We start from the raw sequence: 12,966 nt of genomic DNA, 5'->3' as shown, positions 1-12,966 counted from the left end.
TGCTTTCCCCCTCCGCTTTTTCCGCTACAATTTCCCCCGATTCAGAACCATTGTCTGCGACATCAAGGAAATACAATGAGGCAAGATAAGCCTGGGGTTTTACTGGTTAACTTAGGTACACCAGACGCACCGACCACCGCGGCGGTGAAACGCTATCTGAAACAGTTCCTCGGCGATCCGCGCGTGGTGGATACGCCGCGCTGGCTGTGGTGGCCGATTCTCAATTTCATCATTCTGCCGTTCCGCTCGCCGCGCGTCTCGAAGCTGTACGCATCGGTGTGGATGGACGAAGGTTCCCCGCTGATGGTGTTCAGCAAACGGCAGCGTGCCGCGCTGGCGCAGCGGCTCGATATGCCGGTAGAGCTGGGCATGAGTTACGGCCAGCCGAGCCTCAACGGTGCGGTTGAGCGTCTGCTGGCGCAGGGTGTCACCAAATTCATCGTGCTGCCGCTCTATCCGCAGTTCTCCTGCTCCACGGTGGCGGCAGTGTGGGATGGCCTGGCGGCCAGCTTTAAACCGCTGCGTTCCCTGCCGGAAGTGGCTTTTATCCGCGATTACGCCGAACATCCGGCCTATATCGCCGCGCTGAAGGCCTCGGTAGAGCGCTCGTTTGCCCAACACGGCGAGCCGGATCTGCTGGTGCTCTCTTACCACGGCATTCCGCAGCGCTTCGCCAATGAAGGCGACGATTATCCGCTGCGCTGTAAAGACACCACCGATGCCCTGGCCGCCGCGCTCGGCATTGCGCCGCATAAAATCATGATGACCTTCCAGTCGCGCTTTGGCCGCGAGCCGTGGCTGATGCCGTACACGGATGAGACCATGAAAAGCCTGCCGGCCAAAGGGATCAAACATGTGCAGGTGATGAGTCCAGGCTTTGCGGCGGACTGCCTCGAGACGCTGGAGGAGATCAGCGGCGAAAACTGCGAAATCTTCCTGCACGCTGGCGGCGAGAAATTTGAATACATTCCGGCGCTTAATGCGGATGATGAGCACATCGAGATGATGGTGCAGCTGGTACAAGCGCGCCGTTAAGGGTGCGGCAGAGAATGTGATATCATTCTCTGCCTGATTTTCCCTGACGGCAGCTTTCATGAAATTTCCCGGCAAACGCAAATCCAAACACTATTTTCCCGTCAACGCGCGCGATCCGCTGCTGCAGGCTTCCCAGCAGGAGCAGGAAGAGGGCAGCTGGGTGGTGGGTATCGACCAGACGCTGGTGGATATCGAAGCCAAAGTCGATGACGACTTCCTGCAGCGCTATGGTCTGAGCGCCGGTCATTCGCTGGTGATCGACGATGCGACCGCCGAAGCGCTGTATAACGAGCTGATGCGCGAGCAGCTGATCAGTCACCAGTTTGCCGGCGGCACCATCGGTAATACCCTGCACAACTACTCGGTGCTCGCTGATGACCGTTCGGTGCTGCTCGGCGTGATGTGTAACAACATCCAGATTGGCGGTTACGCCTATCGCTACCTGTGCAATACCTCCAGCCGCATGGACCTTAACTTCCTGCAGGGCGTCGATGGCGCCATTGGCCGCTGCTTTACCCTGATCGGCGAGCAGGGCGAGCGCACCTTTGCTATCAGCCCTGGTCTGATGAACCAGCTGCAGGCCGCCAGTATTCCGGAAGAGGTGATTGCCGGTGCGTCGGCGCTGGTGCTGACATCCTACCTGGTGCGCTGTCAGCCGGGCGAACCGATGCCGGAAGCGACGCTGCGGGCCATTGAGTTCGCCAAAAAGCACAATGTACCGGTGGTGCTGACGCTCGGTACCAAATATGTGATTCAGGATAACCCGCAGTTCTGGCGCGATTTCCTGCGCGAACACGTCTCGATTGTGGCGATGAATGAAGAGGAAGCGTTCGCGCTGACCGGCGAAGCGGATCCGCTGCTGGCCTCCAACATGGCGCTGGACTGGGTCGATCTGGTGCTGTGCACCGCCGGACCGACCGGGCTGTATATGGCCGGGTTCACCGAAGACGCCTTTAAGCGCAAAACCAATCATCCGCTGTTGCCGGGGGCGATTGCCGAGTTCAACCAGTTTGAGTTCAGCCGCGCCATGCGTCATCAGGATTGCCAGCAGCCGCTGCGGATCTTCTCGCACATTGCGCCTTACATGGGCGGTCCGGAGAAGATCATGAACACCAACGGTGCCGGTGATGGCGCGCTGGCGGCGCTGCTGCACGATATTACCGCCAACAATTTCCACCGTCAGAAAGTACCGAACTCCAGCAAACACGCCCGCGAATACCTGACCTACTCGTCGCTGGCGCAGGTGTGTAAATATGCCAACCGCGTCAGTTATCAGGTGCTGAACCAGCACTCACCGCGTCTGACGCGCGGGCTGCCGGAGCGGGAAGACAGTTTAGAAGAGTCTTACTGGGACAGGTAATAACGAACCCGTAGCGGCGCAATTTATTGCGCATTCTTCAGCCGTGATATGGCTTTAGTATGCGCAATAAATTGCGCCGCTACGGTGTAATAACGTCTTAAATCGGGCACTCGCGCACAATCGGGTTTTGCGCGATCTCTTCCTGCAATACATGCAACATACTGTTGGCAATCTCTCGCTCGCCCATCACCACGCGATTGGCGCCACGCTCCATGATATAGGCCACTTCATCGTCATAATGCGCCCGGGCGATAATCTCAATATCCGCCCGCTTTTCGCGCGCGGCGGTAACAATTTCCCCGGCTTCATAGCCGTTGGGGATGGTCAGCAGCAGCCAGCGCGCGCAGTCAAGACGCGCTAAATCCATGGTATCGACTCGCGCCGCGTTGCCCAGCACGGCTTTGATGCCCTGTTCGCGCAGCGCTTCGACGCGTGGGCGCGAATTCTCCACCACCACCAGCGGCACATCAGCTTCCATCAGCTGCTGTCCCAGCAGGCTGCCGACGCGACCGTAACCCACGATCACCGCATGATTGCAGATATCCACCGGAATCTGCTTCTCTTCTTCAATTGCCTCTTCCAGCGTCTGCTCTTCCATGGTCTCGGTTTTGTCGAGATAACGCTCCAGCACGGTAAACAGAATCGGGTTAAGCATGATGGAGAGAATCGCCGCCGCCAGCACCAGGTTGCGGCCTTCATCGCTCAGCATACCGAGCGAAATCCCCAGTCCGGCGAGGATAAAAGCGAATTCGCCAATCTGCGCCAGGCTGACGGAGATGGTCAGCGCGGTGCGCCGTGAGTGGCCGAGCAGCGTGACCAGCAGCCAGGCGGCAATCGATTTGCCCAGCACGATAATGGCCAGCGCACCCAGCACCGCCAGCGGCTGCTCCAGCAGGATCATCGGGTCGAACAGCATGCCGACCGAGACAAAAAACAGCACGGCAAACGCATCGCGCAGCGGCAGCGTGTCGTGTGCCGCCCGGTGGCTGAGCTCTGATTCATTCAGCACCATGCCGGCAAAAAAGGCGCCGAGGGCAAAGGAAACATCAAAGAATTCCACCGCGCCGAACGCGATACCCAGCGCCAGCGCCAGTACCGACAGCGTAAACAGCTCGCGTGAACCGGTGGCGGCGCTTTTGGCCAGAATCCACGGCACTACGCGGCGGCCGACCACCATCATCAGCACCATAAAGGCAGCGACTTTGCCGATGGTCAGTAACAGGTCCCACGCCAGCAGCGTCGGGCTGGCATTTCCCTGCTCCAGCATGCCGGCGATGGCTGGCAGCAGCACCAGCGTCAGCACCATCACCAGGTCTTCGACGATCAGCCAGCCGATGGCGATTTGCCCGCGCTGGCTATCAATAAGTTGACGCTCTTCCAGCGCGCGCAGCAGCACCACGGTACTGGCGGTAGAAAGACACAGGCCAAACACCAGGCCGGTCATCCATGACCAGCCCATCGCCCATGACAGACCCATTCCCAGCAGCGTGGCGACCGCGATCTGCGCGATGGCACCGGGAATGGCGATCGACTTTACCGACATCAAATCCTTTAGCGAGAAGTGCAGACCGACGCCGAACATCAGCAGAATGACGCCGAGTTCAGCCAGTTCGGGGGCCAGATTGGTATCCGCGACGAAGCCCGGGGTAAAAGGACCCGCCAGCACGCCGGCCAGCAGATAGCCGACCAGCGGCGAGATGCGCAGGCGATTCGCCAGCATACCAAGGAGAAATGCGAGGACCAGACCTCCGACAATGGTGGTGATCAACGGGGTAGTGTGATGCATGCCTGTCTCCTTGTGTGCAAATGTATCCGATTGTAACAACCTAGTGTAATGCACAATCGTTCGCCGCGTTTAAACATTTGAGCGGTGAAAGACGAAAAAATTGAAAAAATGAGACAAAAACGCAGCCGAAGCGCTATTTTCCTCAGTTATCTCAGCATATCGGCAGGATTTATGCAGAATGGAGGGGGGCAGAGAAAAATAGTTGCCCCCCGAAAGGGCTCAGCGCTGCTGCTGATCAGGTAAGAAAGCGGTCAACAGGCCAATAAGTGGCAGCCAGGCGCAGATTTGATACACCCACTCGATACTGGTGTGGTCGGCTACTACGCCCAGGACCGCTGCGCCGAGGCCACCCATGCCAAAAGCAAAACCGAAAAACAGCCCGGAAACCATGCCGATACGCCCGGGCAGCAGCTCCTGGGCATAGACCAGAATGGCGGAAAACGCCGAGGCCAGGATCAGGCCAATAATTACGCTCAGCACGCTGGTCCACATCAGGCTGGCGTGCGGTAACAGCAGGGTAAACGGCGCCACGCCGAGAATCGATCCCCAGATGACATATTTCCGCCCGATTTTATCGCCTATCGGCCCACCGATAATGGTGCCGGCGGCGACCGCGCCGAGAAAGGCAAACAGATGGAACTGCGAGGCCTGCACGGACAGCCCGAATTTGTGCATCAGATAGAAGGTGTAATAACTGCTCAGGCTGGTGAGGTAAAAGTACTTAGAGAAAATCAGCAGCAGCAGAATGCCGATGGCCAGCGCCACTTTATTGCGCGGCAGAGGGTTGCGCGGCCTGCTGGCAGCGCTGGCCTGCGTGGCGCGCTGCTGGTGGCTGTACCAGCGGCTCACCTGCAGCAGCACAATGATGCCGAGCAGCGCGGCCAGCATGAACCAGCTGAGATGGCCTTTGCCATAGGGCGCGACGATGATGGCGGCCAGCAGCGGCCCGAGCGCGCTGCCAAAATTACCACCGACCTGAAACAGCGACTGAGCCAGCCCGTGGCGGCCGCCGGAGGCCATACGCGCCACGCGCGACGATTCCGGATGGAACACCGATGAGCCGCAGCCAACCAGCGCTGCGGCCAGCAGCACCTGCGGATAAGTGCTGGCAAAGGTCAGCAGCACCAGACCGAACAGGGTAAACCCCATCCCGACCGGCAGTGACCAGGGTTTCGGATATTTGTCGGTGTAATAGCCAATTAGCGGTTGTAATAATGAGGCCGTAACCTGATATGTCAGCGTAATCAAACCAATTTGCACAAAGCTGAGGCTGAAATCTTTCTGCAGCAGCGGATAGATCGCCAGTAATAGCGATTGCAGCATATCGTTCAGCAGATGCGCGAGACTGATGGCACCAAGAATGCCAAAAGCGGTACGCCCGGTGCGCCGCGTCGGGGTTAACGTCTGTTCACTTGCCATAAAGATCCTGAAGGGGTGGGAATTTCGTTATCAGATTGTTACGTCATGCATGACTGTATTCGCCTTTGGCCTTGAGTTAAAGGGCGAACTGTGCGACACAGAAGGGCGAAAAAGCACATCAGGCGCACCGCCCGGTAAAAAACGCAGAATAAGGAGATCGGCTTTGTTGTTATCACCGCACAGAGGGCGCTGGCTGGCGCTGATTATGCTGCTGTTGCCGCTGCTGGCGCAGGCGTGGCAGCCGGACCGCAGCTATCGCTTCAGCATTTTGCACACCAACGATCATCACGGCCATTTCTGGGCCAACGCGCAGGGCGAATATGGTCTGGCCGCGCAAAAAACGCTGATGGATCAGCAGCGGTATGATGTACAGGCCAAAGGCGGCGGTGCGCTGATTCTGTCGGCGGGCGACGTTAACACCGGCGTGCCGGAATCGGATGTGCTGAACGCCGAGCCGGACATTCGTGGCATGAACCTTATCGGCTATGATGCGATGGCGCTCGGTAACCACGAATTCGACAAACCGCTCAGCGTGCTGCAAAAGCAGCAGAAATGGGCGAAGTTTCCGTTTCTTGCCGCCAACATTTATGCCAAAGGCAGCGATAAGCGCCTGTTTAAGCCGTGGGCGATATTCAATCGTATGGGGCTGAAAATTGCGGTGATCGGCCTGACCACCACTGATACGCTGCGCATCGCCAATCCGCAGAACGTAGCGCAGATAGAGATTCGCGATCCGGTGAAAGAGACGGAAAAAGCGGTGGCGGAACTGCGCGCCAGCGACAAGCCGGATGTAATTATCGCGCTGACGCACATGGGCCACTACGACGACGGGCAGCATGGCAGCAACGCACCGGGCGATGTGGAGCTGGCGCGCAGCCTGCCGCCGGGCACGGTTAACGTGATCGTCGGCGGCCATTCGCACGATGCAGTGTGCATGGCAAAAGAGAACGTCAGCGTAGCGGATTATCAGCCCGGACAGCCGTGCCAGCCGGATCGCCAGAACGGCGTGTGGATCGTGCAGGCAAAAGAGTGGGGGAAATTTGTCGGTCGCGGCGATTTCACCTTCCGCAACGGTGAGCTGACGCTGGATAACTATCAGCTGATTCCGGTCAACCTTAAGCACAAGGTGAAAAACCTTGATGGCAGCGAAACCTGGCTGCCGTATCAGGAAGCGATAGCGCAGAACGGCGCAATGATGAAGCTGCTGACGCCGTATCAGCTGCGCGCCGGCAAACAGCTGGCGGTCAACGTGGGTCGCAGCGACAGCGTGTTTGATGGCGACCGCAGCAAGGTGCGCTTTGAACAAATGCCACTGGCTCAGCTGATCCTGCGCGCGCAGATGGCGGCTACTCAGGCCGACTTTGCCGTTATCAGCGGCGGCGGTATTCGCACCTCGCTGGCGCAAGGAGAGATCAGCTGGCGCGATCTGTTGCAGATCCAGCCGTTTGGCAATCAGGTAGTGTCCGTGACGCTGACGGGCAAAGAGCTGCTGAACTACCTGGCGATGGTGGCGAATATCAAAGCCGATTCCGGCGGTTTCGCGCAGTTCAGCAACATCAGCCTGGTGGCCGATGGCAAAAGCGTCAGCGCAGTGAAAATCAATGGCGAGCCGCTGCAGCTGGATAAAACCTATCGCATGGCCACCAACAGCTTTAACGCCAGCGGCGGCGACGGCTACCCGGTGATTGATGGCCATGCTGGTTTCCGCAACAGCGGCCTGCGTGATGCCGAGGTGCTGCGCAACTATGTCAGTCAGCACTCACCGCTGCGCGTCGCCGATTATGCGCCACCGCAGATTGTGCATCTGACACCGCAGCAGGTTGAGGAGCGCGACAAAGCGCTGGAGAAGCAAAAGAAGCGCAGCTATCCGCAGATGATCCTGGCGTGGATCTGGCCACGCGCGGCGCACGAGTGACAAAACGGGCGGCACTTCAGCCGCCCGTGGTTTTTCAGGCGCGGCAGGATTTCTGGCTCACCCAGCGCTGGCGCAGCTTATCCCATGCCCAGTTGTAAGCCATGGTGTAGGGCAGAAAGAACAGAAAGAACGCCACTTCCAGCAGGAAAGCGTCCAGCAGCGAAATGTGCAACATCCACGCGGCAATCGGCAGGCCGATGAGGATAAAGCCGCCCTCAAAGCCGAGCGCATGCAGCGCGCGCAGGCCGAGACCGCGCTGGCGCTGCGGCGGACAGAGGCGGTCAAAACCGCTGTTATAAATGATGTTCCACAGCATGGCGACAGTCGACAGCATAATCGCCAGCGCGCCCATCTGAAACAGCGGTTTATCCATGACCCAGGCGGCCAGCGGCGCAACCGTGACGATCGCTAACCCTTCAAAGCCTGCGGCATGACAAAAACGTTCTTTCAGTGAACGGGTACGCATATAAACCTCCTTTTGAGTAACGCCACGCATTTTCTCACTGCACAATGCTAAGATAAAATGATTACCTATCGATAAAAGCGATGGTTCAGCATGAAGTACTCACCAGAATCCCTTGAGGCATTTGTCCAGACCGTCGCCAGCGGCTCGTTTTCCGCAGCGGCGCGTGTGCTGGCAAAAAGTCAATCCACCATCAGTAGCGCGGTGGCCAATCTCGAAGATGACTTAGGCTTTGCGCTGTTTGATCGCAGCGGTCGCCAGCCGGTACTGACCGCTCAGGGGCAGCGCGCACTGGCGCAGGTGCAGCAAATTCTTGCTGCCAGCCAGCGGCTGGATGAACTGGCGGTGCGGCTGTCGCAGGGCGTTGAGCCGCGCCTCAGCCTGGCCATTTCCGACTTCTGGCAGGCCGATCACCATGAAAATCTGCTGACGCGCTTTGAGGCACGCTATCCGGATATCGAGTTTGAATGCATGATTGCGGAAGATGAGGATGTGCTGGATTTACTGCAGGCCGGGCGCGTACATCTTGGCGTGGTGCGCGCCCAGCCGCGTTTGCCGCCGGATCTGGCGGTGGCGCGACTGCAGGTTGAAGCGCAAATGGCGATTTTCCTGCATCAGGATCACCCGCTGGCAGCCCGTTCGCAGGTGAGCGAGGCGCAGCTGGGCGAATTGCGTCAGCTGCGGCTCAATACCTGGGTGGAAACCCGCCAGCCGCTGCCGGCGGGCCGCACCTGGTCGGCCCCAACTTATCTGTTGTTGCTGGAGATGGCGGAGCAGGGGTTTGGCTGGAGCGTACTGCCGCGCTGGCTGGTGCAGCAGTTTGGTCATCAGGTCTTGCGCGAGCTGCCGGTGCCGGGCTGGCCGCAGCATATCGCGGTGGATGTTATCTGGTCGCGGCGCAATCCGCCGGGCCCGGCCGGGCGCTGGATGATCGACCAGCTGTGCGCGCAGCAGCCTGATTAATCGCGGCGCGCCACGTCAGCCAGCGTGGCATCCAGCAGCCGTGCCAGATCCTGCGCGGCCAGTTCGATATCCAGCCCGCGCTTGCCGCCGGAAATAAAGATGGTCGGGAATTCGCTGGCCTGCTGATCGATCACCGTCGGCAGCCGTTTTTTCTGCCCCAGCGGACTGATGCCACCCACCAGATAGCCGGTGACGCGCTGCGCCAGTTGTGGATCGGCCATGTCGGCTTTTTTTGCCCCGAGCGCTTTGGCGACTTTTTTCAAATCCAGCTGTGAGGAGACCGGCGTCACCGCCACTGCCAGCGCTTTGCCATCACCGTTAAGCGCCACCAGCAGGGTTTTAAACACCTGGCGCGCATCCAGCTTGAGCTTGCGCACCGCCTCGTCACCGAAGTGGGTTTCATGGCTGTCATGCTCGTAGGGATGCAGGGTAAAAGCGATCTGTTGTTTTTCCAGCAGTTTTACGGCGGGTGTCATATTCAATCCTTGCTACGTAAATTCTTATCTCGGTTTGCGTGAAAGTACTGGCGAAAATCTGAACTTTGCGCGAAAATTGGCCGGCGCCAGTCACCCTGGCGATAACCAAAATCATAAACAAATTCCTCTTTGACGGGCCGATAGCAATATTGGCCTTCTTTTTTTATGCCTTCAGCAGCTGCGGCAAATTGTCTTCGCCGTACAGATGCAGTGCACCGACCGCCACCACATAGCGCCCGCGCGGCAACGCCAGCAGCAGCTCGCGCCAGTGCTGATTACGGTTGCGCATCAGGGTATCGTTCAGTTCACTGCTGAACGTAGTCGGCAGCGCCACCGGCTGGCTGGCGGGCGGCGCATCCAGCCACCAGCTGATCATGGTTTGCAGCAGTCGCGCGTTGGTGTGCCAGTGTTCCAGCGTATCCAGCAGCAGCGCCAGGCCATCCTGCGGTAGTGATTTCAGCAACGCGATCTGCGTTTCCGGCCCTTCCAGCTCAATGATGCGTTTTCCTGCCGCCTGCGCTGCCTGCAGCAGCTGATAGTCAATACCGTACTGCGGTCGCAGCCCCAGCCGCTGCGCCTGCTGCGCCTGCAGCATCAGCGCAATTTGCCAGAACGGCAGGCTATCAAACAGCGCGATGTTCAGTGACAGCTCATCGCACAGCGCCGTCAGCTGTTGCAGCGTCTCTGGCGTCAGCCGCGTTGCCAGCGGCGGATACGCTTCACCCTCACTAAACGGTGAACTGCCGCGGGTAATATCCGCTTCCACCACCAGCGCATCGGCTTTCTGCAGCTGGCGCAGCAAGCCGGCCGGCAGCGGTTGCATATCGCGCGTGCCCATATGAATACTGCCAGCCAGATGCAGACGGCGGTCTCCGAGTCTGATATCCATGGCGGGCCAGCTGTAGCTGGCGGGGAACAGGCTGCTGGCCAGCTGTTGCAGGCGGTGCCACACACTGCGTCTCATGCCGTGTCCTTTTTAAGTCAAAAATCCATGCTAGCGATTTCGCTCAGCGAAAGACAGGGCAGAGGTTGCTATTGCCGCTGCGCCGGTTTAAAGCGCAGCAAACGGTTAGCATTGCTCACCACGGTGATCGACGACAGCGCCATGGCGGCACCGGCGACGATGGGGCTGAGCAGCACACCGGTAAACGGATAGAGTATGCCGGCAGCAATCGGAATGCCCAGACTGTTATAGACAAAGGCACCCAGCAGATTCTGCCGCATATTGCGCAGCGTGGCGTTGGCCATCGCCAGCGCGTCGGCCACGCAGTGCAGATCGTTGCGCATTAGCGCCATCGCCGCGGTTTCAACCGCCACATCGCTGCCGCCGCCCATGGCGATTCCCACATCCGCCTGCGCCAGCGCCGGGGCGTCGTTGATGCCGTCGCCCACCATCACCACGCTGCGCCCCTGCTGTTGCAGCTGCGCAATCGCCTGCGCTTTACCGTCCGGCAGCACGCCGGCGATCACCTCATCGATACCCGCTTCGGCAGCGATGGCTTCGGCAGTGGTCTGATGGTCACCGGTCAGCATGATCAGACGGTAGCCCAGTTGATGCAGCCGCTGTAGCGCCGCACGGCTCTCCGGACGCAGCTGGTCACGCAGGGCGATCAGGCCCAGCAGCTGCTGCTGATCCGCCAGCAGCACCGGCGTGGCGCCCTGCGCAGCAAGTCGCGCGATATCCTGCTGTGCGGCGCGCAGGTCAATGTGCTGCTCTTCCAGCAGCGCCGCATTGCCCAGCAGCAGCGTTCTGTCAGCGACAGTAGCACTCACGCCTTTGCCACGTATTGTACGAAATTGCGCAACGCGGGCGTCACTGACGGTCGGTGCGGCGGCGACGATGGCCTTCGCCAGCGGATGCCCCGATCCCAGCTCCAGCTGGGCGGCGGCCTGCAATACCTGCTGACGATCCCAGTCGCTGTACAGCAGCACCTCGCTGACCTGCGGCGTGCCCCGGGTCAGGGTGCCGGTTTTATCAAAAACAATGGTGTCGACTTCACTGGCCCGCTGCAGCGCATCGGCATCGCGCACCAGCACGCCCAGCTCGGCAGCGCGGCCGACGCCCGCGATCACCGACATCGGCGTGGCTAAGCCCAGCGCACACGGACAGGCGATAATCAGCACCGTGGTGACAATCACCAGCGTATAGGCCAGCTGCGGCTGCGGTCCGACAACATACCAGACCGCTCCGCTGAGCAGGGCAATCGCCACCACCACCGGCACAAACACCGCCGAGATGCGATCGGCCAGCCGGCCCATTTCCGGCTTGCTGCTCTGCGCCTGACGCACCAGATTGATAATACGGGCCAGCGTGGTATGGCTGCCGGTGGCGCGGGCGGTGAACTGTAGCGATCCGTCCTGCACCAGCGTCCCGGCATAAATCTTATCGCCAGGACGGCGCGACTGCGGCAGCGCTTCGCCGGTGAGCATTGCTTCGTCAAGCCAGGCTTCGCCGCGGCTGACTTCGCCGTCCACCGGTACGCGATCGCCGGTGACCAGCTTCAGCGTCATGCCCGGTGTGATTTCACTGAGCGGCAGCGGCTTTTCCCCTTCGGCGGTGATCACGCAGGCCTGCGCCGGGGTTAAATCCAGCAGCCGCTCCAGCGCCTGTGAGGCGCGCTGGCGTGCGCGCTGTTCCAGCGCATGGCCGAGGTTAATCAGGCCGATGATCATCACGCTGGCTTCAAAATAAAGGTGGCGCGCCTGCGGCGGGAAAAATGCCGGCCACAGTGCGACGCTCATCGAGTAGATCCAGGCCGCACCAGTACCGAGCGCCACCAGCGTGTCCATGGTGGCGGTAGCATGACGCAGGCTGCGCCACGCGCTGCGATAGAAGTGGCCGCCGGCAAGCACCATCACCGCCAGCGTGACGGCACCGAGCACGCGCCAGAGCGTCTGATTGCTGTCGTTAAGCATCATGTGATCACCGAGCATGCCCCAGACCATCATCGGCACGCCGACGATCAGCGCCAGCGCCGCCTGCCAGCTAAAGCGGCGCATCGCCTGCTGTGCGCTGACCTGCTGGCGCTCGCGCCGGGTTTGTTCATCTTCGATCACTTCCGCAGAATAACCTGCCTCGTCTACGGCGCTGACCAGCGCTGAGGGTACGGCATCGCCCAGCACCAGCGCGCTGCGCTCACCCAGATTGACGCGCGCCTGGCTCACGCCGGGCACTTTCTGTAACGCCTGCTCGACGCGGCTGACACAGCTGGCGCAGCTCATCCCGCCTATCAGCAGATGGTGCACCGCAAGATTCTCTTCTGCCGGCTGCGACTCCGTTGTCAGCGCCTCCGGCTGCGGCTCCTGAGCTGGCAACGGATCAGGCTTTGGGCTGGACGCCTCATTTTTCAGCGTGGCGTGATAACCAGCCTGCTCAACGGTGGCAATCAGATCGCTGGCGCTGGCTGCGCCGGTGACGCGCGCTTCCTGCTGCGTTACCTCGGCCTGTTCCACATCGCTGCGCTGTTCCAGCGCCTCTTTAACGCGTTTAACACAGTGGCCACAGGACAAGCCGTCCAGAGCCAGTAATTGTGTGTGTGACATCATCAA

10 protein-coding genes are annotated in these 12,966 nt (G+C 59.9%); 4 read left to right on the top strand and 6 right to left on the bottom strand.

What is annotated here, in order from left to right; all coding sequences use genetic code 11:
- The first annotated feature begins 75 nt into the window (after nucleotides 1–75).
- Nucleotides 76–1,035, top strand: a complete 960-nt coding sequence (hemH, locus tag C1N84_RS13780; RefSeq protein ID WP_021507223.1) for a ferrochelatase — start codon at nucleotides 76–78, stop codon at nucleotides 1,033–1,035.
- A gap of 58 nt (nucleotides 1,036–1,093) precedes the next feature.
- Entirely contained in the window at nucleotides 1,094–2,395 is a 1,302-nt protein-coding gene (locus tag C1N84_RS13775; RefSeq protein WP_260641438.1) for an inosine/guanosine kinase, read from the top strand.
- Nucleotides 2,396–2,492: 97 nt separating this feature from the next.
- On the opposite strand, the gene ybaL is transcribed toward C1N84_RS13775, so the two are convergent.
- Both ybaL and C1N84_RS13765 read right to left on the bottom strand, forming a co-directional pair.
- A complete protein-coding gene (ybaL, locus tag C1N84_RS13770) occupies nucleotides 2,493–4,181 on the bottom strand; it encodes a YbaL family putative K(+) efflux transporter (RefSeq protein WP_021508650.1) in 1,689 nt (562 codons plus the stop codon).
- A 219-nt stretch (nucleotides 4,182–4,400) separates the two neighbouring features.
- Complete coding sequence (locus tag C1N84_RS13765; protein WP_058769404.1) at nucleotides 4,401–5,600, bottom strand: MFS transporter; 1,200 nt, start codon at nucleotides 5,598–5,600, stop codon at nucleotides 4,401–4,403.
- A gap of 163 nt (nucleotides 5,601–5,763) precedes the next feature.
- Here C1N84_RS13765 and ushA point away from each other — a divergent pair, with 163 nt between their 5' ends.
- Complete coding sequence (gene ushA, locus C1N84_RS13760; RefSeq protein ID WP_150360898.1) at nucleotides 5,764–7,515, top strand: bifunctional UDP-sugar hydrolase/5'-nucleotidase UshA; 1,752 nt, start codon at nucleotides 5,764–5,766, stop codon at nucleotides 7,513–7,515.
- Between the two features lie 34 nt (nucleotides 7,516–7,549).
- On the opposite strand, the gene C1N84_RS13755 is transcribed toward ushA, so the two are convergent.
- Entirely contained in the window at nucleotides 7,550–7,981 is a 432-nt protein-coding gene (locus C1N84_RS13755) for a multidrug/biocide efflux PACE transporter (RefSeq protein WP_021508647.1), read from the bottom strand.
- A 90-nt stretch (nucleotides 7,982–8,071) separates the two neighbouring features.
- Between C1N84_RS13755 and C1N84_RS13750 the strand changes: the two genes are divergently transcribed.
- Nucleotides 8,072–8,941 carry a LysR family transcriptional regulator gene (locus tag C1N84_RS13750; RefSeq protein ID WP_264441564.1) on the top strand — a complete coding sequence of 290 codons (870 nt, stop codon included), beginning with the start codon at nucleotides 8,072–8,074 and terminating at the stop codon, nucleotides 8,939–8,941.
- Here the strand turns inward: C1N84_RS13750 and ybaK are convergent.
- The 3 genes from ybaK to copA all read right to left on the bottom strand — a co-directional run bounded on the left by ybaK (nucleotide 8,938) and on the right by copA (nucleotide 12,960).
- A complete protein-coding gene (gene ybaK, locus C1N84_RS13745) occupies nucleotides 8,938–9,417 on the bottom strand; it encodes a Cys-tRNA(Pro)/Cys-tRNA(Cys) deacylase YbaK (RefSeq protein ID WP_150360899.1) in 480 nt (159 codons plus the stop codon). The genes C1N84_RS13750 and ybaK overlap by 4 nt on opposite strands.
- A gap of 163 nt (nucleotides 9,418–9,580) precedes the next feature.
- Nucleotides 9,581–10,381 carry a TraB/GumN family protein gene (locus C1N84_RS13740; RefSeq protein ID WP_021508644.1) on the bottom strand — a complete coding sequence of 267 codons (801 nt, stop codon included), beginning with the start codon at nucleotides 10,379–10,381 and terminating at the stop codon, nucleotides 9,581–9,583.
- Between the two features lie 68 nt (nucleotides 10,382–10,449).
- Nucleotides 10,450–12,960 (bottom strand): copper-exporting P-type ATPase CopA, encoded by a 2,511-nt coding sequence (copA, locus tag C1N84_RS13735; RefSeq protein ID WP_150360931.1) that lies wholly within the window; start codon nucleotides 12,958–12,960, stop codon nucleotides 10,450–10,452.
- Between the last annotated feature and the right edge of the window lie 6 nt (nucleotides 12,961–12,966).

The organism is Pantoea sp. SGAir0418, from assembly GCF_043529865.1.
Note: the sequence above shows the minus strand (reverse complement) of the source record. Positions and strands in the feature narration are given on the sequence as shown.

Excerpts from the sequence above, each read along its gene's own strand:
- C1N84_RS13750 (WP_264441564.1), top strand. The coding sequence starts at position 8,072 with ATGAAGTACTCACCAGAATCCCTTGAGGCATTTGTCCAGACCGTCGCC.
- C1N84_RS13755 (WP_021508647.1), bottom strand. The coding sequence starts at position 7,981 with ATGCGTACCCGTTCACTGAAAGAACGTTTTTGTCATGCCGCAGGCTTT.
- copA (WP_150360931.1), bottom strand. The coding sequence starts at position 12,960 with ATGTCACACACACAATTACTGGCTCTGGACGGCTTGTCCTGTGGCCAC.
- hemH (WP_021507223.1), top strand. The coding sequence starts at position 76 with ATGAGGCAAGATAAGCCTGGGGTTTTACTGGTTAACTTAGGTACACCA.
- C1N84_RS13740 (WP_021508644.1), bottom strand. The coding sequence starts at position 10,381 with ATGAGACGCAGTGTGTGGCACCGCCTGCAACAGCTGGCCAGCAGCCTG.
- ybaK (WP_150360899.1), bottom strand. The coding sequence starts at position 9,417 with ATGACACCCGCCGTAAAACTGCTGGAAAAACAACAGATCGCTTTTACC.
- C1N84_RS13775 (WP_260641438.1), top strand. The coding sequence starts at position 1,094 with ATGAAATTTCCCGGCAAACGCAAATCCAAACACTATTTTCCCGTCAAC.
- C1N84_RS13765 (WP_058769404.1), bottom strand. The coding sequence starts at position 5,600 with ATGGCAAGTGAACAGACGTTAACCCCGACGCGGCGCACCGGGCGTACC.
- ybaL (WP_021508650.1), bottom strand. The coding sequence starts at position 4,181 with ATGCATCACACTACCCCGTTGATCACCACCATTGTCGGAGGTCTGGTC.